The sequence below is a fragment of the Inquilinus sp. NPDC058860 genome (assembly GCF_042743185.1).
GTDB lineage: Bacteria > Pseudomonadota > Alphaproteobacteria > DSM-16000 > Inquilinaceae > Inquilinus.
Map to the genome: position 1 here is coordinate 1 of NZ_JBHYMS010000025.1, position 22060 is coordinate 22060.

A 22060-nucleotide genomic window follows, 5' to 3' on the forward strand; every position below is an offset into this window, starting at 1 on the left:
GCGCAGCGCGTTGGCGGCGACCACCGACGGCACCCAGGCGGTGCTGACGATGCCGTCGACATCGGCGGCATGGGCGGCGAGATAGGCGTTGATCTTCTCTTCCGCCGGCTCCGGCGCGTCGATGTCGGCGATCACCTGCACGACCTGGGCGCCTTCTTCCTTCGCCGCCTTCTCCACCGCGTCGATGCGCAGCTGGGTGTTGGGGTCGACCAGGAAGCCGGTGACATGCAGGATCCGCTTCTTGCCGGCCATCGCCTTCAAGAGCTCCTTGGTGCCGAGATAGGCGGAGTTGCCGACGTCGGTGCCCAAGCAGAACTGCGCTTCGGACGGGTCCTTCAGGCAGCCGGCGGTGGCGATCACCGGGGCGCCGCTATCCGCCAGCTCGGCCACGGTGCTGACGCTGCCGACCGGGTCGCCGGGGAAGACCAGGAAGGCATTGTAGCCCTGGGTGACCAGGCTCTCGAGCAGCTGGTTCTGGGTGCTCAGCTCCCATTTCTGCGGCACCTTGTAGTCCGCGGCGGCCAGCTTGAAGTCGCGGGCGGCGTCCTTGCCGGCCTGCTCCCAGGCCGAGAAATACGGGTGCGGGCCGCCGGGTACCAGGGCGACGCGGGTGTCGTCGGCGGCAGCTGCGCCGGCCCCCGCCAGCAGCGCCAGACCGGCCAGAATGGCCCTCCGGACATGTCGGGACATCAGATCCTCCCCAAGGTTTCTTATCGGGTGCCGTCCAAGGCGTCAGCGCACTTGAACGGCGCAGCGGAACGCTAGTATCCAAGTGTGCAAGGCGCAATCGAATTGTGGCTCTTCCGGCCGAACAGGTCGGACAAATGGCCGGGGACTGCGCCGTTCGGGAGAGAGAGATGCCGATCGCCGCACCAATCGAAGGACCGCCGATCGCCGCCGCCGAGCCGGATGAGGCATCGGGCGGGCTGCAGGCGATTCGCCTCCGCCTCGACCGCCGCCTGCCGGTCGCCGACCAGGTGCACGAGGCGTTGCGGCACGCCATCGTCGGTGTCCATCTGCTGCCCGGCACCCCGATCAGCGAGAACAGCATCAGCCGGCAGTTCGGCGTGTCGCGCACGCCGATCCGCGCCGCGATCCAGCGGCTGGCGGAGGAGGGGCTGATCGACGTCTATCCGCAGCAGGGCAGCTTCGTCGCCCCGATCCGGCTGGGCGGCATCGGTGACGCGCATTTCGTGCGCCGGGCGCTGGAGGTGGCGGTGCTGCGCGAGACGGCGGAGATCTGGACCCCGGCGATGAGCGCCGCAGCCCGGGCGGTGCCGGCGAAGCAGCGGCTGCTGCTCGAGGCCGGCGACACCGACGGCTTCCACGCCGCCGACGAGGAGTTTCACCACCTGCTGATGAGCTTCGCCAACCGCGAAGGGGTGTGGACCACGATCCAGACCGCCTGGACCCGGCTGGCCCGCTTCATGCGGCTGTTCGGCGGTCCGGACCGGCTGCCGCTGGTGATCGAGGAGCACCTCGCGGTGATCGACGCGCTGGATGCCGGCGACGCGGCGGAGGCCGAAGCACGGCTGGTCTATCACATGGACCGCGCCTTCGTGCTGCTGGACCAGCTGCCCGAGCGCTACCGCCGCTACGTCGTCGACTGAGGCGGTCATCGGCCGCCGTGCCGGCTGCGGTGGACGATGACGCGGTCCAGCGCCTCCCAATCCCACTCGATGCCTAGCCCCGGCTTGTCCGACGGGATGGCCCGGCCGTTCTCGATCCGGATCTCCTCGGTGGTCACGAGGTCGAGCTGCGGGATGTATTCCAGCCAGCGGCTGTTCGGCACGGCGCAGCACAGCGGCAGGTGCAGCTCCATCAGGAAATGCGGGCAGACCGGCACGTTGAAGGCCTCGGCCATGTGCGCGACCTTCAGCCAGGGGGTGATGCCGCCGATCCGGCCGACATCGACCTGGACGATCGAGCAGGCGTCGCTCTGCAGGTAGTCCTTGAACTGCGAGAGGCTGTACATGGATTCGCCGACCGCGATCGGCACGCTGGTCGACGCGACCAGCCGCTGATGGGCGCGCACGTCGTCGGCGTGGATCGGCTCCTCGAACCAGGCGATGCCGACCTCCTGGAAACTGCGCACCCGGCGCACCGCCTCGTCCAGGGTGAAGCCCTGGTTGGCGTCGGTCATGATCTCCCAGTCGTCGCCAACCTGCTCGCGAACGGCGGAGAGGCGGCGCATGTCCTCGGCCACATGCGGCCGGCCGACCTTCACCTTGGTGCCGCCGAAGCCCCGGGCCTTGGCCTGCAGCGCCTCCTCGACCAGCGCCGCCTGGTCCAGGTGCAGCCAGCCGCCCTCGGTGTAGTAGAGCTGGATGCTGTCCTTGGCGCCGCCGGCCAGGCGGTGCAGCGGGATGCCGGTGCGGCGGCTGCGCAGGTCCCACAGCGCCGTGTCGATGGCGGCCAGCGCGATCGAGGTCAGGGCGCCGACCGTGGTGGCGTGGACGCGGTAGAACAGGTCGGGCCAGATCCGCTCGATCTCGTCCGCCTCGCGGCCGATCAGGAGCGGCGCCAGATGGTCGTCCAGCAGCCGGGCGACGGAGGAGCCGCCGGTGCCGATGGTGTAGCTGTAGCCGGTGCCGACGGCGCCGTCCGCGTCGGTGATGCGGACCATCGGCGTCTCCTGCAGCTCGAAGGCCTGCACCGCATCGGTGCGCTTGACCTTGGGCTTGAGGTCGGCCTGCAGGATCTCGACGGAAACGATCTTGGCCACGGGGGATGTCCTCTGCGGTGATGGGATGCCGGTCAGGCCGGCTCGTCGGCCGTCCAGCCGTCGTAACGCTGCCAGGAGGCGCGCAGGTGCCGCTCCAGGGCGCCGGCCGCGCCGTCCTCGTCGCCCGCGGCGATGGCGGCCAGGATGGCCTGGTGCTCGGCGATCACGGGGGCGATCTCCTGCGGCACCTTGGCGAACAGCCGGGCGTGGTGCAGATGCGGGTGCAGGTCGCGCACGCTGCGGGCCAGGATCTCGTTGCCGGTGCCGTCCAGCATGGCCTCGTGAAAGGCCTGGTCGGCCTGGTTGGCGGTCAGGTAGTCGCGCGCCTTGCGGCCCATGCGGCCGCGCTCCATCGCCGCCAGGCTCCGCCGCATCCGCTCGATCGCCGCTGCCGGCCGGCGCCGCGCCATCTGCCGGGCGGCCCAGCCCTCGGTCAGGATGCGATAGGCCAGCAGCTGCTCGAACCAGTCGCGCGACGGCACCGGCGCGACCGAGAAGCCGGCGAAGGAGGAGGACACCACCAGCCCGTCCGCCGCCAGGCGCATCAGCGCCTCGCGGATCGGCGACGAGCTGACATCCAGCTCGCGCGACAGGGCGTCGATGTTCAGCCGCGCGCCGGGCTCATAGACCCGGTCCAGGATGCGCTCCTGCAGCACCTGCACGACCTGGTCGGTCAGGACGACGCGGGAGATGCCGGCCTTCTGGGACATCGCAACTCCTCCCTCAATCCCGGGCGAAATAGCGGTCCGGCCGGGATGGAGTCAATCGTACATCATGGATCGTGCACGATTTCAGGTGCGTTGGGCGAGGCCGGATCGGTGGCAGCTGCCAGCCGCCGGAACCAATCCCTACAAGGGCCCGCCCATCGGATTCCGGAACGCGACCGATGCGCGGGCCACCAGCCTGGTCGGAATCACCATGTGGCGCGCGGGGCCGCCAAATCCCTTCAGCCTCGACACCAGCAGCTCGGCCACCGCCGTGCCGAGCTGATGGACCGGCTGATCGATGACGGTGACAGGCGGGCTGGTGACGCTGGTCCAGTCGGCGTCGTGGAAGGTGATCAGCGACAGGTCGTCCGGGATGGACAGGCGGAGCCCGCGCGCGACCTTGAAGATCTCGAGCGCGATCAGGCTGTCGGACGCGAGGATGGCGGTCGGGGGCTCGGGCGACTTCAAGAGGTTCGTCGCCAGCGTCCGCGTCTCCCCGCGCCCGTTCGCCCCGAGCCAGACCGATCGTCCGGGCGCGGGGATCCGGGCCGTCTCGCATGCTACCAGAAAGCCTTCGATGCGGTGCCGCACGGAGGCGGTGTGGATGTCGGCGAGGTCGCGATAGGTGTGCTCCGGCGTGTCGCAGGCGGTGACGTAGGCGAGGCGCCGATGCCCATGCTCGATCAGCAGGCGGGTCGCGGCCTCGGCCGCCTCGCGGTCGTCGACCGTCACCGTATCGACGGCCAGCTCCGGAATGGCGCGGTCGAGCAGGGCCAGCGGCCGGCCGGAACGCTGGGCATCCCGCAGATGATCGATCTCGCGGGATCGTGACGGGGCGACGATCAGCCCGTCCACCCGCTTGGCGACCAGGGTCCGGATGGCGTCACGCTCGGCCGCGATGTCCTCCCCGGAATTGGCCAGGATCACCGTGTAGCCGGCGGCGCGCGCCACATCGGTGATGCCGCGGACGGCGGCGCTGAAGAACGGATTCTCGATGTCCCCGACCACCACGCCGATGGCGCCCGACCGGCCCGTCGTCATGCTGCGCGCCAGCTCGTTGGGCCGGTAGTCGAGGGCTGTCGCCGCCGCGAGCACCTTCCCGCGCACCGCATCGCTGACGACGCCGTAGCCGCCGAGGACCCGGGCCGCCGTGGCCTTCGAGACACCCGCCGCCCGGGCGACGTCGGCGACGGTGACGGACGGCTTCGCAAGCGGGAACTGTTCCATCGGGCTGCTCTACAGGAGAGATTGACGGCCGGTCAACGCGGCCTTAACAATTCCGAAAAGAGACCGGTCTCATTAAAACGGAGACCGGTCTCTCAAGGAAAGAGATCGGTCTCAGTGGCCGAAAACGCGAGTCCGGCGCTGCGGCCGGGCATGGGCAGGCTGACGGAACACGCAACGGAGGGAGACATGAGGAGATTGGCGGGAATGCTGAAGATGGGAGGCCGGGCGCTTGCCCTCGCGCTGGCTCTGGGCGGCTCGCTTGCGGGGCCGGCCCTGGCCGACTCCAATGCCTATGGCCTGATCGACCCTAAGGTGATCACTGTCGGCACCATGGGCGACGCCAAGCCCTACACCTTCATGACGGCGGACGGTCAGTTCACCGGCTTCGACATCGAGCTGTTCCTCAACGTCGCCGAGCGGATCGGCTTCAAGAAGGACCAGGTCGTCTTCACCGGCCAGGAATTCTCGGCCCTGATGCCGTCGGTCGCCAACGGCCGCTTCGATGTGGCGGTGGCGGCGATCGGCACCACCGAGGCGCGCAGGAAGACGGTCGATTTCTCCGACGGCTATCTGGCCGGCTACCTGTCGGTCCTGACCTCCGACCCGAAGGTCAGCGATGCCGGCCAGCTCGCCGGCAAGCGGCTCGGCGTGGTGCAGGGCACGCTGCAGGAGATCTATGCGGCCAAGAATTTCACTGCGACCGACCTGGTGAAGTTCCCCGACAACAACTCCGCCGTCGTTGCCCTCAACAACGGCACGATCGACGCGCATTTCCTCGATTACGAGGCGGCCAAGGACTATGCCGGCCGCTATCCCTCGCTGAAGGTCGCGATCAACGTCCCCAGCTTCGACGCCCCGGCCGGCTTCGTCATCCGCAAGGGCAACGACGCGCTGCGCACCGCGCTGAACCAGGGGCTGCACGCGGCGATGCAGGACGGCACCTGGAAGACCCTCTACCAGAAGTGGTTCCCGGGCTCGCCGATGCCGGACCAGTACCTGCCCCAGAAATAGGCCGAACCCTGCCCGGCCGCCGCGGCCGGGCAGGCTCTCCTGCCGCAGACGACCCCCGAAGAAACGGCTCCGCATGGACTGGATCGAAACCCTGCGCCGCAGCTTCCTCGACTGGGAGGCGATGGGCGAAGTGCTGCCCACCATGATCGCGGTCGGGCTCAAGAACACGCTGATCCTCGCCTTCGCCTCGACCGTGCTCGGCATCACCATCGGCATGGCGCTGGCCATCATGGGCATCTCGCGCTCGCCCTGGCTGCGCATCCCGGCGCGGATCTACACCGATGTCTTCCGCGGGCTTCCGGCCATCGTCACCATCCTCCTGATCGGGCAGGGCTTGGCCCGGGCGGGGCGGGAGTTGTTCGGGCCGTCGCCCTATCCGCTCGGCATCCTCGCCCTCGGGCTGATCGCCGGCGCCTATATCGGCGAGATCTTCCGCGCCGGCATCCAAAGCGTCGACCGCGGCCAGATGGACGCGTGCCGGGCCCTGAGCATGAGCTACGGCCAGGCGATGCGGCTGATCATCGTGCCGCAGGGCATCCGGCGGGTGCTGCCCGCCCTGGTCAACCAGTTCATCGGCAATGTGAAGGATTCCAGCCTGGTCTACTTCCTGGGCCTGCTGGCGTCGGAGCGGGAGATCTTCCGCATCGGCCAGGACCAGGCGGTGGTCACCGGCAACCTGTCGCCGCTGCTGCTCGCCGGGATGTTCTACCTGCTGGTCACCGTGCCCCTGACCCATCTGGTCAACTGGATCGACACCCGGCTGCGGGTCGGCCGCAGCCTGTCCGGGGCGGGGACCAGCGGCCTGGTCGAGGTCGGCGAACTGAAGGGCGCCGCGAGCGGCGGCGAGGCGGAGATCCGCTTCAGCGGCGGCAGCCTGACCGTGCGCGGCCTCGGCATGGCCTATGGCGAGCATGAGGTGCTGAAGGATGTAGACCTGACCGTGCGGGCCGGATCGGTCACCTGCGTCATCGGCCCGTCCGGCTCCGGCAAGTCGACCCTGCTGCGCTGCCTGAACCGGCTGGTGGAGGTCAAGGGCGGCGACATCCTGCTCGACGGCGACAGCATCCTCGGCATGAAGCCGGACCGGCTGCGCCGCCGGATCGGCATGGTGTTCCAGCAGTTCAACCTGTTCCCGGACCACACCGCGCTGGAGAACGTCGCGCTGTCGCTGACGCGGATCAAGCGCATGCCGAAGGCGGCCGCGGAGCGGATCGCCAAGGCGCGGCTGGCCGAGGTCGGGCTGGCCGGGCGCCAGCACCACCGCCCGTCGCGGCTGTCGGGCGGCCAGCAGCAGCGGGTCGCGATCGCCCGGGCCCTGGCGATGGAGCCCGAGGTCATCCTGTTCGACGAGGTGACCAGCGCGCTCGACCCGGAGCTGGTGAAGGGCGTCCTCACCCTGATGGCAGAGCTCGGCCGGCGCGGCATGACCATGGTGGTCGTCACCCACGAGATGGGCTTCGCCCGGCGGGTCGCCGACCAGGTGGTCTTCATGGATGAAGGCCGGGTGGTCGAGGCCGGCCCGCCCGAGGCGATCTTCGACCGGCCGCAGAGCGAGCGGCTCAAGCGCTTCCTGGCGGAAGTCCTCTAATCCAGGCGGAAGTTCAGTGATGAAAAGCAAAGTCTCGAACGTCGTCGTCATCGGCGCCGGCATCTTCGGCGTCTCCACCGCCGTCCAGCTCGTCCGGCGCGGCGTGGCGACCGTGCTGGTGAATGACGGGCCGGTCGCGAACGGCGCCTCCGGCCGCTCGCTGTCCTGGCTCAACTCGTCGCGCTGGCGCTCCGACGCCTATCACCGGCTGCGCATGGCCGGCATCGACCGCTACCGCAGCCTGGCCCACCGCCATCCCGATGCGGACTGGCTGCGATTCGACGGCGGGCTGACCTGGGACGCCGACGACGAGAGCAACCGGATCGAGGACGCATATCGGCACGAGGTGTCGCTGGCCTATGACGCGCGGCATCTCGCGGCCGCGCAGGTGCCGGCGGTGACGCCCGGCGTCGCCATCGCCGCGATCACGCCGCAGGGGGCGATCTTCAACCCCGGCGAGGGCTGGGTCGACCTGCCGAGCCTGATCCGCCTGCTGGTGGAGGAGTTTGTGGCACGCGGCGGCCGGCTGGTCACCGAGGCCGGGCCGGCGCGCGTGGTCATCGAGGGCGGCCGCGCCGTCGGGGCGGCGACGGCGCGGGGCGGGGAGGTCCGGGCGGATGCCGTGCTGGTCGCCACCGGCCCATCGGTGCCGCAGATGGCGGCGGAGGCCGGTCAGAGGATCGACGACGGCACCCCGGTCTCGCTGCTGGTCACCACCAAGCCGGTCGGCGCGCCGCTGAAGGCCGTGCTGAACACGCCGCGCGTGGCGGTCCGCCCCGCGCCCGGCGGCGCCTTCGTGCTCGATTCGGCCTGGTCGGAGGAAGAGGTCGAGATCCGCCCCGACGGCAGCTACGGGGTGAGGCAGGAGACCGTCGACGGCCTGCTCGCGGAGGCCTCGAAGGTGCTGGAGGGCAACCCGACGCTGGAGCTCGACCGCACCGGCGTCGGCCGCAAGCCGATCCCCGGCGACGGCGATCCGGTGTTCGGCGAGCTGCAGGCGATCCCCGGCTACTTCGTCGCCTTCAGCCACAGCGGCGCCACGCTGGGGCTGATCGCCGGCGAGCTGCTGGCCTTCGAGATCGCGACCGGCGAGCGGCATCCGATGCTGGCCCCGTTCCGGCCGGAGCGCTTCGGGGCCGAGTCCCGATAGCCGGTCGGGCCAAGGGTCGAAGCCGGCTCAGGCGACCTGCCGCGCCGGTGCCTTGCGCAGCCGCGCCCGCAGATGCGGGCAGGTGCCGCATTCGGCGATCTCCGGCAGGCGATAGCGCAGGCAGCACAGCCGGCGCCAGCGCTTGGCCTCGCCGTCCTCCTCGATCGTCTGGATCGGGTCGAACAGCGGGTTCGGCGTGCCGTCCGGCCGCTCGCGGCTGGACAGCAGCCGGCCGGCCTCCGCCGCCAGGCTGCCGTCCGCCAGCGGATGGGCCGCGATCTCGCCCAGGATCCAGTCCAGATAGACCGCGGCGTTGTTCCAGTAGAGGCGGGGCGCCACCCGCGTGTGCCGGGCCCAGGCGGTGATGAAGGGTTCGATATGGCCGTCGATCAGCCGGTCGAAGCGGCGGAAGGCGTCCGGCTCGTCCTCCGGCTCGCCGTCATGCGCCATGCGGAAGGCGATCGGGTGACCCTCCGGCGCGCGGATCACCGCGATCTCGGACAGGCTGATCGGAAAGCGGCGGCCCAGCAGCAGGCTCGCCGCCGTCACCGGCGGCAGCAGCCGGGCGAAATACCATTGCGACCAGAAGGACGCGACGGCGCGCCGGTCCGCCCCGGGATACTGGCCGGCATAGTCGTCCAACACCCGGTCGATCGCCGCCGGGTCGAGCAGGCTCGGGCCGGGCAGGGCGGGGCGGTCGTCGTCCGGCAGCACCACGGCGTCACCGCAATGGGCCAGGTCGCCGGTGAAGATCGGCCGCAGGATCTCGATCATCTCGACGGGTCGGGAATGCGTGTCATTCTCAATTGGCTATCGCAAACCGACGGCGGCTGCAATCGTGGCGAAGAATGTGTCAGCGACGCCGCAGGTCGCGCCCGTCCAGCGTCACATTGGCGTCGGGGTCGAGGCGCCGCTCCTCGATCCGCAGCTCCGCCGCGCGCTCGATCCCGGCGCGGTGGTGATGGTAGATCTCGACCGCCTCGGCCGGCGTCGGCCGATGGCCGAGCAGGGTGCGCAGCGCCGCCGCCGGCAGGAACACCCGGCCGGCATAGTCGCCGACCTCGACGCCGAACTCGACCGCCTGGCGCGTCTCGTTCCAATCGGCGTCGTCGGGGAAGGTGAAGATCGGGCGGGCCATGGCGCCTTCTACCAGCCCGCGGCGCGGCGCGGCAACGTCAGGCGCTGGTGCACTCGTTCCGTACGGGCGCTGAGAGATGGGGGCTCGCTGACTACCTGGCGGTCAGGAATTTGACGACGTCGCCGTCGAACTCCTTCGGGTTCTGCAGCATGCCGAAATGGCTGACATTCGGCAGGATGTGCAGCTCCGCCCCGGGGATGGTGCGGGCCAGGTACTCGGTGTGCTCGCGCCTGATGCCCTCGTCATGCTCGCCGTCGGCGATCGCGGTGCGCACCTTGATGCCGCGCAGCTGGTCGGCGGTGAAGTCGGGCTGGGTCGCCCACATCTGCGAGATCTGCTGCAGGAAGCTGTCGTACTGGTCCGGCGTCTTGGACAGTTTCTTGTATTCCGCGCCGGCGCGCTCGATGAAGGCGGCGAAGGTCGGGTTCTTGTCGAAATCCGGCTTCAGCCCGCTGAGGTCGGAGTTCGCGCCATAGGCGTAGAGCCGGTTCAGCCGCTCCGGATGATGGATGGCGATGTCGAGGCCGATGATGCCGCCGTCGCTCCAGCCGACCAGGTCGGCCTTCGGGATCTTCAGGCGGTCCAGCAGCGCCAGCACGTCGGACGACATCAGGTCGTAGCTGTAGGGCCGGGCCGAGCGGGTGCTGCGGCCATGGCCGCGGCTGTCGGCCACGATCACCTGAAAGCCCTGCGCGGTGAGCGCCGGCACCAGGCTGCCCCAGTAGTCGGAGTTGGACAGGCCGCCATGCAGCAGGATCACCGGCCGGCCCCGGCCGAACACGGCGTAGTACATCTGGATGTCGTTGACCGGCGCCGCGCCGCTCTCGGCCGGCTTGGGCATCGGCGGCGGCTCCGGCAGGGTCTGCCAGACCTCGGCGGCCTGCGTCGTCAGCGCCGCAAGGCCGATGCCGATCGCGGCGGCGGCGCCCAGCAGGGTTCTTCCCAGACCGTGAAACATGATGGTGCTCCCGGTGACGTGAATTGGGATCGAATCACAAGGAGCCACGATCATATCACCCGGACGATCGCTCCGCCCGATGCGGTACGAGGCGGCGGACGGCATCGATCCCGCCGTCGAGGAAACGGTCCGACAACGCCTTGTCGGCGGCACCACGCGCGAGGATCAGGGCGCCGACCATGGCGGCCACCGCCTGCGGCGCCGTCGCCGGGTCGCCGCCATCGGCCTTCAGCGCCTCCTCGGCCAGTTCCACGAGCCCGTGCAGGCCGCGGGTGAACTCGGTCCGGGTCTCGGCCGGGTGGCGTGCGATCTCCGGCCCGATCGCGGCGGCGACGCAGCCCTGGCCCGGGTGGTCGCGATGGGCCGGCGACAGATAGGTCTCGGCCATCGCCGCCAGCCGCCCGCCGGGCGGGCGGGCCTCGACAAGCTGGCGCATCCGGCCTCGGCTCTCGCCGAACCCCTCGGCGCAGGCGGCGGCCACCAGCGCCTCCTTGGACGGGAAATGGGCGTAGAAGCCGCCATGGGTCAGCCCGGCATCGGCCATCAGCGCGGCGACGCCCACCGCCTCCACCCCGTCCTCGCGGAAACGCCTGGCGGCGGTGCGGATGATCCGCTCCCGCGTCTCCTGCTTGTGGTCCTTGCTGTAGCGCATGCCGGCCTCCGGTCTCCTCGCCTGGACATTGTCTTTTTAGATGACGCTTATAATATTGTGTTCGTCATATCACCATCCAAGGGTCCTCCCATGTCCGCCGAAGATCCCGTCGTGATCGTCGGGTCCGCCCGCACGCCGCTCGGCCGCTTCCGCGGCGCGCTGGCGCCGCTGGCCGCGCCGCAGCTCGGCGCCGCGGCGATCGCCGCCGCCCTGGCCAGGGCCGGCGTCGCGCCGGCGCAGGTCGACGAGGCGCTGGTCGGCTGCGTGCTGCCGGCCGGGCAGGGGCAGGCCCCGGCGGGCCAGGCGACCAGAGGGGCGGGCCTGCCCGACGCGGTCGGGGCCACCACCGTGAACAAGGTCTGCGGCTCCGGCATGAAGGCGGCGATGCTCGGCCGCGACCTGATCGCCGCGGGTTCCGCCGACATCGTCGTCGCCGGCGGCATGGAGAGCATGTCGAACGCGCCCTGGCTGCTGCCGGGCGTGCGCGACGGGCTGCGCTTCGGCCATGGCCGGATCTTCGACCATGCGGCGCTGGACGGGCTCGAGGACGCCTATGACAAGGGCCGGGCGATGGGCGATTTCGGCGAGGCCACGGCCGCCCGCTACGGCTTCGGCCGGGCGGATCAGGACGCTTATGCCGCGGTGTCGCTGCAGCGGGCCCAGGCGGCGATCGCCGCCGGCGCCTTCGTGGCCGAGATCGCGCCGGTCTCGGTCCCGGGCAAGGGCGGCCCGGCCGAGGTCGCGGTCGACGAGAATCCGCGGTCGCTCTCGGCCGACAAAATCTCCAGCCTGAAGCCGGCCTTCCGTCCGGACGGCACCATCACCGCCGCCAGCTCCAGCGCCAATGCCGACGGCGCCGCGGCGCTGGTCCTGGCCCGGCGCTCGGCCGCCCATCGGCTGGGGCTGCCGGTGCTGGCGGCGATCCGCGGCCATGCCACACAGTCCCAGGCGCCGGAATGGTTCACCACGGCGCCGATCGGCGCGATCCGGACGCTGCTCGACCGGATCGGCTGGCGGGCCGGCGAGGTCGATCTGTTCGAGATCAACGAGGCCTTCGCCTGCGTGGTGATGGCGGCGATGCGCGACCTCGACCTGCCGCACGACAAGGTCAACATCCATGGCGGCGCCTGCGCCCTCGGCCACCCGATCGGCGCCACCGGCGCCCGGCTGATCGTCACCCTGCTGGCGGCGATGCAGCGCCACGGCCTGCGCCGCGGCATCGCCGCGCTGTGCATCGGCGGCGGCGAGGCGACGGCGATCGCGATCGAGCGGGCCTAGCCGGCGTAGCGGATGTAACGACTCGCGCCGGCGGGACCGAGACGGCGCAGGCCGATCTTCTCGGCCACCCGGATCGAGCCGGCGTTGTCCTGGTCGATATCGGCGATGGCCGTGACCCCCAGCGTCTCGCGCGCATGGACCAGGACCGGCGCCGCGGCCTCGGTGGCATAGCCGTGGCCCCAGGCCGCGCGCACCAGCCGCCACCCGATCTCGATCTCCGGTCCCACGGCGTCGGCGGGGATCAGCAGGATCCAGCCGAGGAAGCGGCCCTCGGGCGCCTTCGTCCGCACGGTCCAATAGCCCATGCCGTCCGGATAGGCCCGGGTGATCCGGTCTTCGACGAAGCGGCGATGCGCTTCGGGATCGCTCCAGGGCCCGTCGATATGGCGCACGACCTCCGGATCGCGGTCCATGGCCAGGCAGTCCGCGAGGTCCGCCATGGTCCGCGGCCGCAGGGTCAGGCGCGGGGTCTCGAAGGTCGGCAGCACCGTTTCTACCGCGGCAGCGGCTTGGTCTGGCCCGGCGCGATGCCGCCCAGCTGGGTCAGCAGCGCCGGGTAGCTCGGATCGGTCGGCAGCACGACGCGCTGCGACGTCCCGGCCCGCGCCGCGCTGGTCGGACCGAAGCTCAGCACGATCGCGGCATCCGGGCGCATCGTTGCGGTGTCGCCGCCCTGGGCCGACCGCACCGGCGGCGGCATGGGGCTCGCGAAGGTGGAAGCCGGCGCCGGCGTGAAGGCGGTGCTCGGTGGAACCGTGCCCGTGACCACCGGCGGCCCACCCTGGATCACCAGCGGGCGGGACGGCGCCACCGGGTTCGCCGGCAGCGGCAGCATCGGCTGCGGCACCGGCCGCGGCGCTGTGAACGGGGATGCAGCCCGGGGCGCGGCCGGCGCGGTCGGGGCGATCAGCACCTGCTGCGGCGGCTGGGGCTGAGGCTGTCGTTGCGGCGGTGGCTGGAACGGTGGCGGGGCCAGGCGTCGCGTCACCGGGGCGGCCGGCAGCGCCACCGGGGTCGCGAGCGGCCGCAGCGCATCGGGCCCGACGGGCTGGAGGGCGCCCGGGCTGCCGGCCAGCCGGGCGTCGAAATAGGACGCCCTGGCGGCGGCGCAGGGGATGAGCAGGTTGACCGGCGTGCCGATCGCCAGCCGGCCGGCGCTGTCGGGATAGGTTCCGATCACGCCGGTGCTGACCTGGCACGATCCGCGGCCCAGATCGGTGGTGGCGTTGACCTGGAGCTGGACATGATAGGCGGGCGCCTGGGCCACCGCCGGCGATACGGGCGGCAGCGCGGACGCGGCGGCCGGAAGAAGGACCAGGAGAAACGCACGTCTCATCGTCGCATATCCTTCGAAGCCCGGCTGTCCCGATGCCGTGGCCATGGGCACGCGGCTGCGCGGCCGGCCGGGGCGTCACCGGTCGAAATCCGTCAGGCGGAAATTATGCCCTGTCCTGCGAGGCGGAGGAAGCGGAGCGGACCGTGTCAGCCGGCGCCGCGCTGCCGATAGGCCCAGACCGAGGCCGGCGGGATGTTGGCCGCGACGAAGCCGACTCGGCGGCCGGCCAGCTCCAGCTTGTCGCGCGGCAGCGGCGAGGAGAGGGCGTAGGTGTAGAGCACCACCTGCCGTCCCTTCGGCATCACCGAATAGGCCGAATCGAGAATCGCCTTCTGCTCCTCCAGCGTCAGCAGCAGCATTGGGATGCCGCACACCGTGGTGCCGACCTTGCCGACCACCTCGGGCGGCAGGATCTCGGCCAGGCGGCGGGCGTCGCCCTCGATCACATGAATGCCCGGAAAGATGTCGCGCAGGTGCTGCGCCATCTCCGGGTTGATCTCGAGCACGTAGAGGCGATCGGCCGGGACGCCGCGCTCCAGGATGCCGCGGGTGATGGCCCCGGTGCCGCCGCCCAGCTCGATCACGTACTCGTCGGGCGCGCGCACGACCTCCTGGGTCAGCCGGCGCTTCAGGGCGGGCGAGGACGGCGCCACCGATCCCACCTCGCGGGGGTTGGCGAGCCAGCGGCGGAAGAACAGCCAGGGATTCATGTCCGGCCGGTCTTGGCCGGCTTTGTGGTCGGTCATCGAGCAACGGGTCCTTGCGACGTCGAACGGATGGAGGCGTCCGGTCCTCCGGGCGACGAACGCTTGATGCTCCGATCCGTTTCCGATCGCAAGATCATCGCGGATCGCCGGTGCTCCCCGGCGGGCGCGGTGCAGCCATGCCGGCGGCGGGGGGCGAGGGGGCGGCTTGCTGTTGACGGTGCGGTCGGGCGCGACACAAAAGGAACCCGGTTCTGCGCCCAGTGCAACAATCGGTACGGCTCTTCATGACAGAGACAACATTCGGGAGGACGGCCGCGCCGGCCGCCGCCAACTCCACCGGCCGGATCGTGATGGCGAGCCTGGTGGGCACCGCCATCGAGTTTTACGACTTCTACATCTACGGCACAGCCGCGGCCCTCGTGTTCGGCCCGGTGTTCTTCCCGCAGGAATCGGATGCGGCGCAGCTACTCCTCTCCTTCGCCACCTTCGCCATCGCCTTCGTCGCCCGGCCGGTCGGCTCGGCCCTGCTGGGCCATTTCGGCGACCGGGTCGGCCGCAAGGCGACGCTGGTGGCCTCGCTGCTGCTGATGGGCGTCTCGACCACGCTGATCGGCGTCCTGCCCGGCTATGCCGCCATCGGCTGGCTGGCGCCGGCGCTGCTGTGCCTGATGCGCTTCGGCCAGGGGCTGGGCCTCGGCGGCGAATGGGGCGGGGCGGCGCTGCTGGCGGTGGAGAACGCCCCGGCCGGCAAGCGCGGCTGGTTCGGCATGTTCCCGCAGCTCGGCGCCCCGATCGGCTTCCTCGCCGCCAACGGCCTGTTCCTGCTGCTGGCGCTGGGGCTGGACGACGACCAGTTCCGGGCCTGGGGCTGGCGCGTGCCGTTCCTGCTCAGCGCCGTGCTGGTGGCGGTCGGCCTCTATGTCCGGCTGAAGCTGGTCGAGACGCCGGTGTTCCGCAAGGCGATGGAGCGGCAGGAGCGGGTGCGCGTGCCGATCGGCGAGGTGCTGACGCGCTACACCCGGATCACCATCCTCGGCACGCTGGCGATGGTGTCCTGCTATGCCCTGTTCTACATCACCACGGTGTTCTCGCTCGGCTATGGCACCAAGGCGCTCGGCTATTCCCGTCAGGCCTTCCTCGGGCTGGAATGCTTCGCCATCGTCTTTCTCGGCCTCGGCATCCCGCTCTCCTCCTGGCTCAGCGACCGGCTCGGGCGGCGCCCGGTGCTGATCGTCGGCGGCATACTTACGGCGCTGTTCGGCTTCGCCCTGGCTCCGCTGCTGGGCAGCGGTTCGGTGCTGCTGGTCACCCTGTTCCTGTGCCTCGGCCTGTTCCTGATGGGGCTGATCTTCGGCCCGATGGGCGCCTTCCTGCCGGAGCTGTTCCCGACCCGGGTGCGCTACACCGGGGCGTCGCTGACCTACAACCTGGCCGGCATCCTCGGCGCGTCACTGGCGCCCTACATCGCCCAGACGCTGGTGGAGCAGGGCGGGCTCGGCTGGGTCGGCGGCTACATCACCATCGCCGCCGTGATCAGCCTGCTCGCCGTCTGGCTGATCCGCGAGACTCACGACCAGGACCTGAGCCGCGTCGGCGGCGACCGTTGAGAGCGAAGTGCTGACGGGCCCGCGGGCCCGTCAGTGGCTGTGCCCGTACAGCGTCTTCGGGTCCTGCAGCACCGGCAGGTCGGTGTGCCAGGCGCCGTCGCGCGCGACCCGGAAGAAGCAGCTGCGCCGGCCGGTGTGGCAGGCGACCCCGGTCTGGTCGACCCGCACCAGCACCGCGTCGCCGTCGCAGTCCAGCCGCAACTCGACCAGGCGCTGGACCTGGCCGGAGGTGTCGCCCTTGCGCCATAGCGCCTGGCGCGATCGCGACCAATAGCAGACCCGGCCGGTGGCCAGCGTCTCCGCCAGCGCCTCGCGGTTCATCCAGGCCAGCATCAGCACCTCGCCGCTGTCGTGCTGCTGGGCGATGGCGGGGACCAGGCCGTCGGCGTCGAACCGGACCTCGTCGAGAAGCCTTTCCGCGTTCATGCCGCCGCCCGCAGCCGGTCCAGCCCGGCCTCCAGGTCGGCGATCAGGTCGGCCGGGTCCTCCAGGCCGACATGCAGCCGCACGCCGGGCCCCTCGGCCTGCCAGGTGGTGGCGGTGCGGATCTTCTCCGGATGGGTCGGCAGGATCAGGCTCTCATAGCCGCCCCAGCTGGCGCCCATCTGGAACAGCTCCATCCCGTCCAGCATCGCCGCCACCTGGGCGGCGGAGGCCGGCTGCAGCACGATCGCGAACAGGCCGGAGGCGCCGGTGAAGTCGCGCCGCCACAGCGCATGGCCGGGGTCCTGCGGCAGGGCGGGGTACAGCACCCGCGACACTTCCGGCCGGGCCTGCAGCCAGCGCGCGACCTCCAGCGCGTTCTCCTGGTGCTGGCGCAGCCGCACTCCCATCGTGCGCAGGCCGCGCTGGGCGAGGTACAGGTCGTCCGGACCGGCGCAGTGGCCGGACGTCACGGCGAAGGTCTTGAGCTTCAGCCAGACCGGCTGCTCGCGGGCGCCGACGATTCCCATCATCGCATCGGAATGGCCGACCATGTATTTGGTCGCGGCATGGACGGTGACGTCGACGCCATGGCCGAAGGCGTCGAAGCCGAGCGGCGTGGCCCAGGTGTTGTCCAGCGCCGTCAGGACGCCGCGCGCCCGGGCGGCCGCCGCGATCGCCGGCACGTCCTGCACCTCGAAGGTCAGCGAGCCGGGGGATTCGAGATAGACCAGCCGGGTGTTGCCGCGGAACAGCGCCTCGATCCCGGCGCCGGCCAGCGGGTCGTAATATTCGACCTCGACGCCGAAGCGGGCCAGCACCGTATCGGCGTAGCGCCGGGTCGGGCCATAGGCGCTGTCGGTGACCAGCACATGGTCGCCGGCCTTGACGAAGGCGGTCAGCGCGACGTTGACCGCGGCAAGGCCGGAGGAGACGGCGACGGTGCCGTACCCGCCCTCCAGCGCCGTGACCGCATCCTCGAAGGCTTCGCTGGTCGGGGTGCCGACCCGGCCGTAGCTGTAGACGCCGTGCTCGAAGCCGGCATGGGACGCATCCATGGCCGCCACCGTCGGCCACAGCACGGTCGAGGTGTGGTAGACGGGCGGATTGACCATGCCATGGTTCTCGCGAGGGTGGCGGCCGGCATGGGCGAGGACGGTGGCGGGGCGGCGGGACTTGGACATGTCGGTCGCTGTCAGTCGTGGCGGCGTGTGTCAGTCGTCAAACTGACAGGGCCGACATCTTTCGGCCAGCCGGCCGGGCCGGTCAAACCCGATCCGCGCAGGGCCGGCCTGACCAAGCCTGATCGCTGTCCGCCAGGGGACGACGAAAATCGTGGCCGCCTGTCTCCGATGTAACACCCTTCCCCGGTTCCGCGATGAGATGCTCATCCGGCCCGCCGACGATGGACGGGTCGATGCGATGGGAAGCGGATGATGGATATGGATCTCGAGCCGACCTGCCGGGTGGTCGGGGCCGGGGCGCGGTTCACCGGCAAGCAGGCGCTGTCCTACACGCCCGGGATCTCGGCCGAATCGGTCGGGGCGACGGGCATCCATCTGCAGCTCGTCACCCTGCCGCCGGGCGGTCGGGCCAAGGCGCATCGCCACGAGGCGCATGAGACCGCGATCCATGTGCTGAGCGGCGAATCCGGCATGTGGTACGGCGACCGGCTGGAGCAGCATCTGATGGCCCGGGCCGGGGACTTCGTCTACATCCCCGCCGGCATGCCGCACCTGCCCTACAATCCGAGCCCGACAGAGGATTGCGTCGCGGTGATCGCCCGCACCGACCCGAACGAGCAGGAGAGCGTGGTCCTGATGCCGGAACTCGACGGCATCCATCCCTAGCTGCGGGGCGCCGCGCTACTCCGCGTGGTGCTCGATCACCTCGAGGAAGGCGTCGGCGTAGCGCAGCAGCTTGGCCTGGCCGACGCCGGGGATGGATGCGAACTCCGTCATCGAGCGCGGCTTGGCGTGGGCCAGCTCGGTCAGGGTGGCGTCGTGGAAGATGACATAGGGCGGCACGCCCTGCTCGCGCGCCAGCTCCAGCCGCTTCGCCCGCAGCGCCTGGAACAGCGAGGCCTCGGCCGGGTCGTCCGGCAGCGCCCGCACAGTGCGGCCGCCCGACTTGCCCGCCGACTTGCCCCGCGTGGGCCGCTTCACCGCCTCGCGCCGCAGATGGATCTGCTTCTCGCCGCGCAGCACCTCGCGGCAGTCGGGCGCCAGGTGCAGCCCGCCATGGCCCTCGGTGTCGACGATCAAGAGGCCGGCCGCCACCAGCTGGCGGAACACCGACTTCCACTCCGCCTTCGACAGGTCGCGGCCGATGCCCCAGGTGCTCAGCCGGTCATGGCCCAGTTGGCGCACCCGGTCGGTCTCGGTGCCGGTCAGCACGTCGATGACATGGCCGACGCCGAAGCGCTGGCCGGTGCGGTAGACGCAGGACAGCGCCTTGCGCGCCAGCTCGGTGCCGTCGAAGGCCTCGACCGGCTCCAGGCAGGTGTCGCAGTTGCCGCAGGGCTGCGGCAGGACGTCGGAGAAATACTCCAGCAGCACCTGGCGCCGGCAGCGTACCGTCTCGCAATAGCCGAGGAGCGCGTCCAGCTTCTGCCGGTCGATCTGCTTCTGCCGCTCCGGCGCGTCCGATTCGGCGATCAGCCCCTGGATCTTGCCGACGTCCTGGATGCCGTAGGCCAGCCAGGCGTCGGACGGCAGCCCGTCGCGGCCGGCGCGGCCGGTCTCCTGGTAGTACGCCTCCAGGCTCTTCGGCAGGTCGAGATGGGCGACGAAGCGGACGTCGGGCTTGTCGATGCCCATGCCGAAGGCGATGGTCGCGACCATCACCACCCCGTCCTCCTTGAGGAAGCGGTCCTGGTTCGACGCCCGCACCTCGCGGTCCAGCCCGGCATGATAGGGCAGAGCCTCTATGCCCTCGCCGCGCAGCCACTCCGCCGTCCCCTCGACCTTGCTGCGCGACAGGCAGTAGACGATGCCGGCCTCGTTCGGATGCTCGCGCCGGATGAAGGTCAGCAGCTGCTGCCGCGGGTTCTCCTTCGGCACGATGCGGTAGCGGATGTTCGGCCGGTCGAAGCCGGCGACGAAGATGCGGCCGTTCTGCAGCTTCAGCCGCTCGGCGATGTCGCGCCGGGTCGGGCCGTCGGCGGTGGCGGTCAGGGCGATGCGCGGCACGCCCGGATAGCGCGTCGCCAGCATGTCCAGCTGCAGGTATTCCGGCCGGAAGTCGTGACCCCATTGCGAGACGCAATGCGCCTCGTCGATGGCGAACAAGGCCAGCCTGCAGTCGTCGAGCATGTCGAGCAGCCCGTCGGTCAGCAGCCGTTCGGGCGAGACATAGAGCAGGTCCAGCTCGCCCGCTCGCATCGCCCGGGCGATGCCGCGCGATTCGCCCGGCGGCAGGGCCGAATGCAGCGCTGCGGCGCGGACGCCGAGCTGGCGCAGCGTCTCGACCTGGTCCTGCATCAGCGCGATCAGCGGCGACACCACCACGCCCAGCCCCGGCCGCACCAGCGCCGGCACCTGGTAGCACAGCGACTTGCCGCCGCCGGTCGGCATCAGCACCAGCGCGTCGCCGCCGGAAATCACCTGGGCCACGATCTCGGCCTGCTCGCCGCGGAAGGCGGTGTAGCCGAAGACGTCGTGCAGGACGGAAAGAGGATCGCTGGGCATCCCCGCTTATAGCGGCCCGCCGGGGTCGGACCAAATACCGTTTGCGATCCGCCTTTTGACCACAACAGGTTGTGGTTCAGGAGCGATATCGCCTCCAGGCCTGCGAGCGGCCCGGAAGCCTCACGCCGGCGCCAGATCCGGGCTCCCGGGCGCCTCCGTCGGCACCTTCCGGCGCCGCGCCACCATCAGGATGGCGAAGCCGACGATCGTGGTCAGCACCGGCAGCACATACATGATCGGCACCAGCTGCAGCGAATCGCGGGCCATGCCGGCGATGCTCATGGTCGTCGCCTGCACGGCGACGACGCCGATGGCGGCGATCAGGATGCGGCGGCTGAGGCCGCGGCGGTTGTAGTCGCCGCTCAGGAGGACGCCGAGGCAGAAGACGACATAGGCGAAGGGCAGCAGCGGGTCGGTGATGCGCTTGTGGCCCTCCATCACCAGCCGGCCGTAGTTCCGCATGTCACGGGGCGAATTCTGGTCGGGGTACAGCAGGTCGGGCAGGAAGCGTTCCGACGGGGCGCGGTAGCTGCGGGCCAGATCCTCGGCGCCGGGGGTGTTCAGCGGCACGGTGTAGCTGTCGAAGGCGACCGGGTCGACCTTGCCGGTCTTGCGGTCGAGCTGCTGGATCACGCCGTGGAGCGCCACGATCCGCGGCCCGTCGTCGCTGTCCTCGACATAGCCGCGGTCGGCGATGATGGTGACCGGCTGGTCCTCGTTGTCGGTGATATGGACCAGGATGCCGCTGAGATCGCCGGTCACCGGGTTGCGGTCGCGCACGAACACCGTCTTGCTGTCGCCGATGGCGTTGAACTCGCCGGTCTGCAGGAAGGCGGCCGAGACGTCGGACTGGGCCATCGCCGTCAGGTCGCGAAACTCGCTGTTGGCCACCGGCCAGAAATACAGCGTCATGCTGTAGCTGACGCCGGTGATGATCAGCCCCATCAACAGGCCGGGCAGGGCCAGCCGCAGCTGGCCGATGCCGGCGCCGCGCATGACCAGCAGCTCGCCGTCCGACAGCATCCGGTTGTAGACGATCAGGCAGGCCGCCACGACGCCGACCGGCAGCACCGCGATCAGGAATTCCGGCATCGACAGGAAGACCAGCTCGAGGAACAGCCCGACGCCGACGCCGCCATCGACGATCATCTGGATCAGCCGCATCGAGGTCGTGAGCATGATCGCGAAGACGAGAATCACGGTGGCGAGCACCGTGGCGACCGCGATCTGGCGGAACATGTAGCGGCTGAGGAGCGACATGGCGGCACCCTATACACGAGCCCTGACGCGACGGCCATGTTGCCAAGCGTCGCGGCGCTGATCCAGAATGCGCCGTGCCGAAAAGCACGACAAATCAGCGCGCGGCGGCAGCTGCCATGCCATCCGAGGAAACCCAGGGAAGATTCTGAAAATGCTCAAGAATATCGATCCGATCATCACCCCGGATCTGCTCAACGTCCTGGCCGGCATGGGGCATGGCGACGACCTGGTGATCTGCGATACCAATTTCCCGTCCCGCTCGGTGGCGCAGCACACGATGGTGAAGACGCCGATCGAGCTGCCGAATGTCAGCGCCGCCCGGGCGGTGCGCGCGATCCTGTCGCTGATGCCGCTCGACAGCTTCGTCGACCATCCGGCGCGGCGGATGGAGGTGGTGGGCCAGCCGGAGGAGATCCCGGAGGTGCAGCGCGAGGTCCAGGCCGAGATCGACCGGGCGGAGGGCCGGTCCTGGCCGATGGGCTCGGTCGAGCGCTTCGCCTTCTACGAGGAGGCCAAGAAGGCCTACGCCGTGGTCCGCGCCGGGGAGGGGCGGTTCTACGGCTGCTTCCTGCTGAAGATGGGCGTGATCCCGCCGAAGTAGGAA

The 22060-nt window shown here is 70.4% G+C and carries 23 protein-coding genes and 1 pseudogene; 9 read left to right on the top strand and 15 right to left on the bottom strand.

The annotated features are described in order from the left end of the window. On the bottom strand, positions 1-690 hold a 690-nt coding region (locus tag ACFW16_RS18235), incomplete at its 3' end, for a sugar ABC transporter substrate-binding protein (RefSeq protein ID WP_380307510.1). Between the two features lie 167 nt (positions 691-857). Here ACFW16_RS18235 and ACFW16_RS18240 point away from each other — a divergent pair. Beyond that, entirely contained in the window at positions 858-1610 is a 753-nt protein-coding gene (locus ACFW16_RS18240; RefSeq protein WP_380307512.1) for a GntR family transcriptional regulator, read from the top strand. 5 nt (positions 1611-1615) lie between these two features. On the opposite strand, the gene ACFW16_RS18245 is transcribed toward ACFW16_RS18240, so the two are convergent. From ACFW16_RS18245 to ACFW16_RS18255, 3 genes are all read right to left on the bottom strand, one after another. Next, complete coding sequence (locus ACFW16_RS18245; protein ID WP_380307514.1) at positions 1616-2725, bottom strand: mandelate racemase/muconate lactonizing enzyme family protein; 1110 nt, start codon at positions 2723-2725, stop codon at positions 1616-1618. A gap of 32 nt (positions 2726-2757) precedes the next feature. Next, positions 2758-3435: a GntR family transcriptional regulator gene (locus tag ACFW16_RS18250; protein ID WP_380307516.1), complete on the bottom strand. Its 678-nt coding sequence runs from the start codon at positions 3433-3435 to the stop codon at positions 2758-2760. 138 nt (positions 3436-3573) lie between these two features. Then, complete coding sequence (locus ACFW16_RS18255) at positions 3574-4659, bottom strand: LacI family DNA-binding transcriptional regulator (protein ID WP_380307518.1); 1086 nt, start codon at positions 4657-4659, stop codon at positions 3574-3576. 204 nt (positions 4660-4863) lie between these two features. Between ACFW16_RS18255 and ACFW16_RS18260 the strand changes: the two genes are divergently transcribed. From ACFW16_RS18260 to ACFW16_RS18275, 4 genes and pseudogenes are all read left to right on the top strand, one after another. Continuing rightward, positions 4864-5670 (top strand): ABC transporter substrate-binding protein, encoded by an 807-nt coding sequence (locus ACFW16_RS18260; RefSeq protein ID WP_380307520.1) that lies wholly within the window; start codon positions 4864-4866, stop codon positions 5668-5670. Positions 5671-5812: 142 nt separating this feature from the next. Continuing rightward, a pseudogene (locus ACFW16_RS18265) lies at positions 5813-6424 on the top strand (amino acid ABC transporter permease); the annotation flags it as partial. 141 nt (positions 6425-6565) lie between these two features. Next, positions 6566-7258 (top strand): amino acid ABC transporter ATP-binding protein, encoded by a 693-nt coding sequence (locus ACFW16_RS18270; protein ID WP_380307691.1) that lies wholly within the window; start codon positions 6566-6568, stop codon positions 7256-7258. A 19-nt stretch (positions 7259-7277) separates the two neighbouring features. Then, positions 7278-8408 (top strand): NAD(P)/FAD-dependent oxidoreductase, encoded by a 1131-nt coding sequence (locus ACFW16_RS18275; RefSeq protein WP_380307522.1) that lies wholly within the window; start codon positions 7278-7280, stop codon positions 8406-8408. A 27-nt stretch (positions 8409-8435) separates the two neighbouring features. Here the strand turns inward: ACFW16_RS18275 and fhuF are convergent, their stop codons facing one another. From fhuF to ACFW16_RS18295, 4 genes are all read right to left on the bottom strand, one after another. Next, entirely contained in the window at positions 8436-9182 is a 747-nt protein-coding gene (fhuF, locus tag ACFW16_RS18280; RefSeq protein ID WP_380307524.1) for a siderophore-iron reductase FhuF, read from the bottom strand. Positions 9183-9261: 79 nt separating this feature from the next. Then, positions 9262-9546, bottom strand: a complete 285-nt coding sequence (locus ACFW16_RS18285) for a DUF1488 family protein (RefSeq protein ID WP_380307526.1) — start codon at positions 9544-9546, stop codon at positions 9262-9264. A gap of 91 nt (positions 9547-9637) precedes the next feature. Further along, a complete protein-coding gene (locus ACFW16_RS18290) occupies positions 9638-10504 on the bottom strand; it encodes an alpha/beta fold hydrolase (RefSeq protein ID WP_380307527.1) in 867 nt (288 codons plus the stop codon). A gap of 55 nt (positions 10505-10559) precedes the next feature. Beyond that, positions 10560-11156, bottom strand: a complete 597-nt coding sequence (locus ACFW16_RS18295) for a TetR/AcrR family transcriptional regulator (RefSeq protein WP_380307529.1) — start codon at positions 11154-11156, stop codon at positions 10560-10562. A gap of 90 nt (positions 11157-11246) precedes the next feature. On the opposite strand from ACFW16_RS18295, the gene ACFW16_RS18300 reads away from it, so the two are divergent. Then, complete coding sequence (locus ACFW16_RS18300) at positions 11247-12434, top strand: acetyl-CoA C-acyltransferase (RefSeq protein ID WP_380307530.1); 1188 nt, start codon at positions 11247-11249, stop codon at positions 12432-12434. Here the strand turns inward: ACFW16_RS18300 and ACFW16_RS18305 are convergent. From ACFW16_RS18305 to ACFW16_RS18315, 3 genes are all read right to left on the bottom strand, one after another. Continuing rightward, positions 12431-12922, bottom strand: a complete 492-nt coding sequence (locus ACFW16_RS18305; protein WP_380307532.1) for a GNAT family N-acetyltransferase — start codon at positions 12920-12922, stop codon at positions 12431-12433. The genes ACFW16_RS18300 and ACFW16_RS18305 overlap by 4 nt on opposite strands. Positions 12923-12927: 5 nt before the next feature. Further along, positions 12928-13770, bottom strand: a complete 843-nt coding sequence (locus ACFW16_RS18310) for a hypothetical protein (protein WP_380307534.1) — start codon at positions 13768-13770, stop codon at positions 12928-12930. Between the two features lie 146 nt (positions 13771-13916). Continuing rightward, positions 13917-14516, bottom strand: coding sequence for a class I SAM-dependent methyltransferase (locus ACFW16_RS18315; protein WP_380307536.1), 600 nt, complete (start codon positions 14514-14516; stop codon positions 13917-13919). Positions 14517-14827: 311 nt separating this feature from the next. Between ACFW16_RS18315 and ACFW16_RS18320 the strand changes: the two genes are divergently transcribed. Beyond that, positions 14828-16084: an MFS transporter gene (locus ACFW16_RS18320; protein ID WP_380307538.1), complete on the top strand. Its 1257-nt coding sequence runs from the start codon at positions 14828-14830 to the stop codon at positions 16082-16084. Positions 16085-16114: 30 nt separating this feature from the next. Here ACFW16_RS18320 and hisI read toward each other — a convergent pair whose 3' ends face one another. Further along, positions 16115-16510, bottom strand: coding sequence for a phosphoribosyl-AMP cyclohydrolase (hisI, locus tag ACFW16_RS18325; protein WP_380307540.1), 396 nt, complete (start codon positions 16508-16510; stop codon positions 16115-16117). Beyond that, positions 16507-17691: a cystathionine beta-lyase gene (gene metC, locus ACFW16_RS18330; protein WP_380307542.1), complete on the bottom strand. Its 1185-nt coding sequence runs from the start codon at positions 17689-17691 to the stop codon at positions 16507-16509. The genes hisI and metC overlap by 4 nt, the downstream gene beginning before the upstream one ends. Positions 17692-17943: 252 nt before the next feature. Here metC and ACFW16_RS18335 point away from each other — a divergent pair, with 252 nt between their 5' ends. Then, positions 17944-18357 carry a cupin domain-containing protein gene (locus ACFW16_RS18335; RefSeq protein ID WP_380307544.1) on the top strand — a complete coding sequence of 138 codons (414 nt, stop codon included), beginning with the start codon at positions 17944-17946 and terminating at the stop codon, positions 18355-18357. 15 nt (positions 18358-18372) lie between these two features. Here the strand turns inward: ACFW16_RS18335 and recQ are convergent, their stop codons facing one another. After that, positions 18373-20196, bottom strand: coding sequence for a DNA helicase RecQ (gene recQ, locus ACFW16_RS18340; RefSeq protein ID WP_380307546.1), 1824 nt, complete (start codon positions 20194-20196; stop codon positions 18373-18375). A 120-nt stretch (positions 20197-20316) separates the two neighbouring features. Then, complete coding sequence (locus ACFW16_RS18345; RefSeq protein ID WP_380307548.1) at positions 20317-21456, bottom strand: LptF/LptG family permease; 1140 nt, start codon at positions 21454-21456, stop codon at positions 20317-20319. Positions 21457-21607: 151 nt separating this feature from the next. Here ACFW16_RS18345 and ACFW16_RS18350 point away from each other — a divergent pair, with 151 nt between their 5' ends. Beyond that, on the top strand, positions 21608-22057 hold the full coding sequence (locus ACFW16_RS18350; protein WP_380307550.1) for an RbsD/FucU family protein: 450 nt from the start codon (positions 21608-21610) through the stop codon (positions 22055-22057). The last annotated feature ends 3 nt before the right edge of the window (positions 22058-22060 follow it).

Bases quoted from the DNA above. Each gene is read 5' to 3' on its own strand.
- ACFW16_RS18240 (WP_380307512.1), top strand. From the start codon at position 858: ATGCCGATCGCCGCACCAATCGAAGGACCGCCGATCGCCGCCGCCGAG.
- ACFW16_RS18250 (WP_380307516.1), bottom strand. From the start codon at position 3,435: ATGTCCCAGAAGGCCGGCATCTCCCGCGTCGTCCTGACCGACCAGGTC.
- ACFW16_RS18255 (WP_380307518.1), bottom strand. From the start codon at position 4,659: ATGGAACAGTTCCCGCTTGCGAAGCCGTCCGTCACCGTCGCCGACGTC.
- ACFW16_RS18260 (WP_380307520.1), top strand. From the start codon at position 4,864: ATGCTGAAGATGGGAGGCCGGGCGCTTGCCCTCGCGCTGGCTCTGGGC.
- ACFW16_RS18270 (WP_380307691.1), top strand. From the start codon at position 6,566: ATGGCCTATGGCGAGCATGAGGTGCTGAAGGATGTAGACCTGACCGTG.
- ACFW16_RS18275 (WP_380307522.1), top strand. From the start codon at position 7,278: ATGAAAAGCAAAGTCTCGAACGTCGTCGTCATCGGCGCCGGCATCTTC.
- fhuF (WP_380307524.1), bottom strand. From the start codon at position 9,182: ATGATCGAGATCCTGCGGCCGATCTTCACCGGCGACCTGGCCCATTGC.
- ACFW16_RS18285 (WP_380307526.1), bottom strand. From the start codon at position 9,546: ATGGCCCGCCCGATCTTCACCTTCCCCGACGACGCCGATTGGAACGAG.
- ACFW16_RS18290 (WP_380307527.1), bottom strand. From the start codon at position 10,504: ATGTTTCACGGTCTGGGAAGAACCCTGCTGGGCGCCGCCGCCGCGATC.
- ACFW16_RS18295 (WP_380307529.1), bottom strand. From the start codon at position 11,156: ATGCGCTACAGCAAGGACCACAAGCAGGAGACGCGGGAGCGGATCATC.
- ACFW16_RS18300 (WP_380307530.1), top strand. From the start codon at position 11,247: ATGTCCGCCGAAGATCCCGTCGTGATCGTCGGGTCCGCCCGCACGCCG.
- ACFW16_RS18310 (WP_380307534.1), bottom strand. From the start codon at position 13,770: ATGAGACGTGCGTTTCTCCTGGTCCTTCTTCCGGCCGCCGCGTCCGCG.
- ACFW16_RS18315 (WP_380307536.1), bottom strand. From the start codon at position 14,516: ATGACCGACCACAAAGCCGGCCAAGACCGGCCGGACATGAATCCCTGG.
- ACFW16_RS18320 (WP_380307538.1), top strand. From the start codon at position 14,828: ATGGCGAGCCTGGTGGGCACCGCCATCGAGTTTTACGACTTCTACATC.
- hisI (WP_380307540.1), bottom strand. From the start codon at position 16,510: ATGAACGCGGAAAGGCTTCTCGACGAGGTCCGGTTCGACGCCGACGGC.
- metC (WP_380307542.1), bottom strand. From the start codon at position 17,691: ATGTCCAAGTCCCGCCGCCCCGCCACCGTCCTCGCCCATGCCGGCCGC.
- ACFW16_RS18335 (WP_380307544.1), top strand. From the start codon at position 17,944: ATGGATATGGATCTCGAGCCGACCTGCCGGGTGGTCGGGGCCGGGGCG.
- recQ (WP_380307546.1), bottom strand. From the start codon at position 20,196: ATGCCCAGCGATCCTCTTTCCGTCCTGCACGACGTCTTCGGCTACACC.
- ACFW16_RS18345 (WP_380307548.1), bottom strand. From the start codon at position 21,456: ATGTCGCTCCTCAGCCGCTACATGTTCCGCCAGATCGCGGTCGCCACG.
- ACFW16_RS18350 (WP_380307550.1), top strand. From the start codon at position 21,608: ATGCTCAAGAATATCGATCCGATCATCACCCCGGATCTGCTCAACGTC.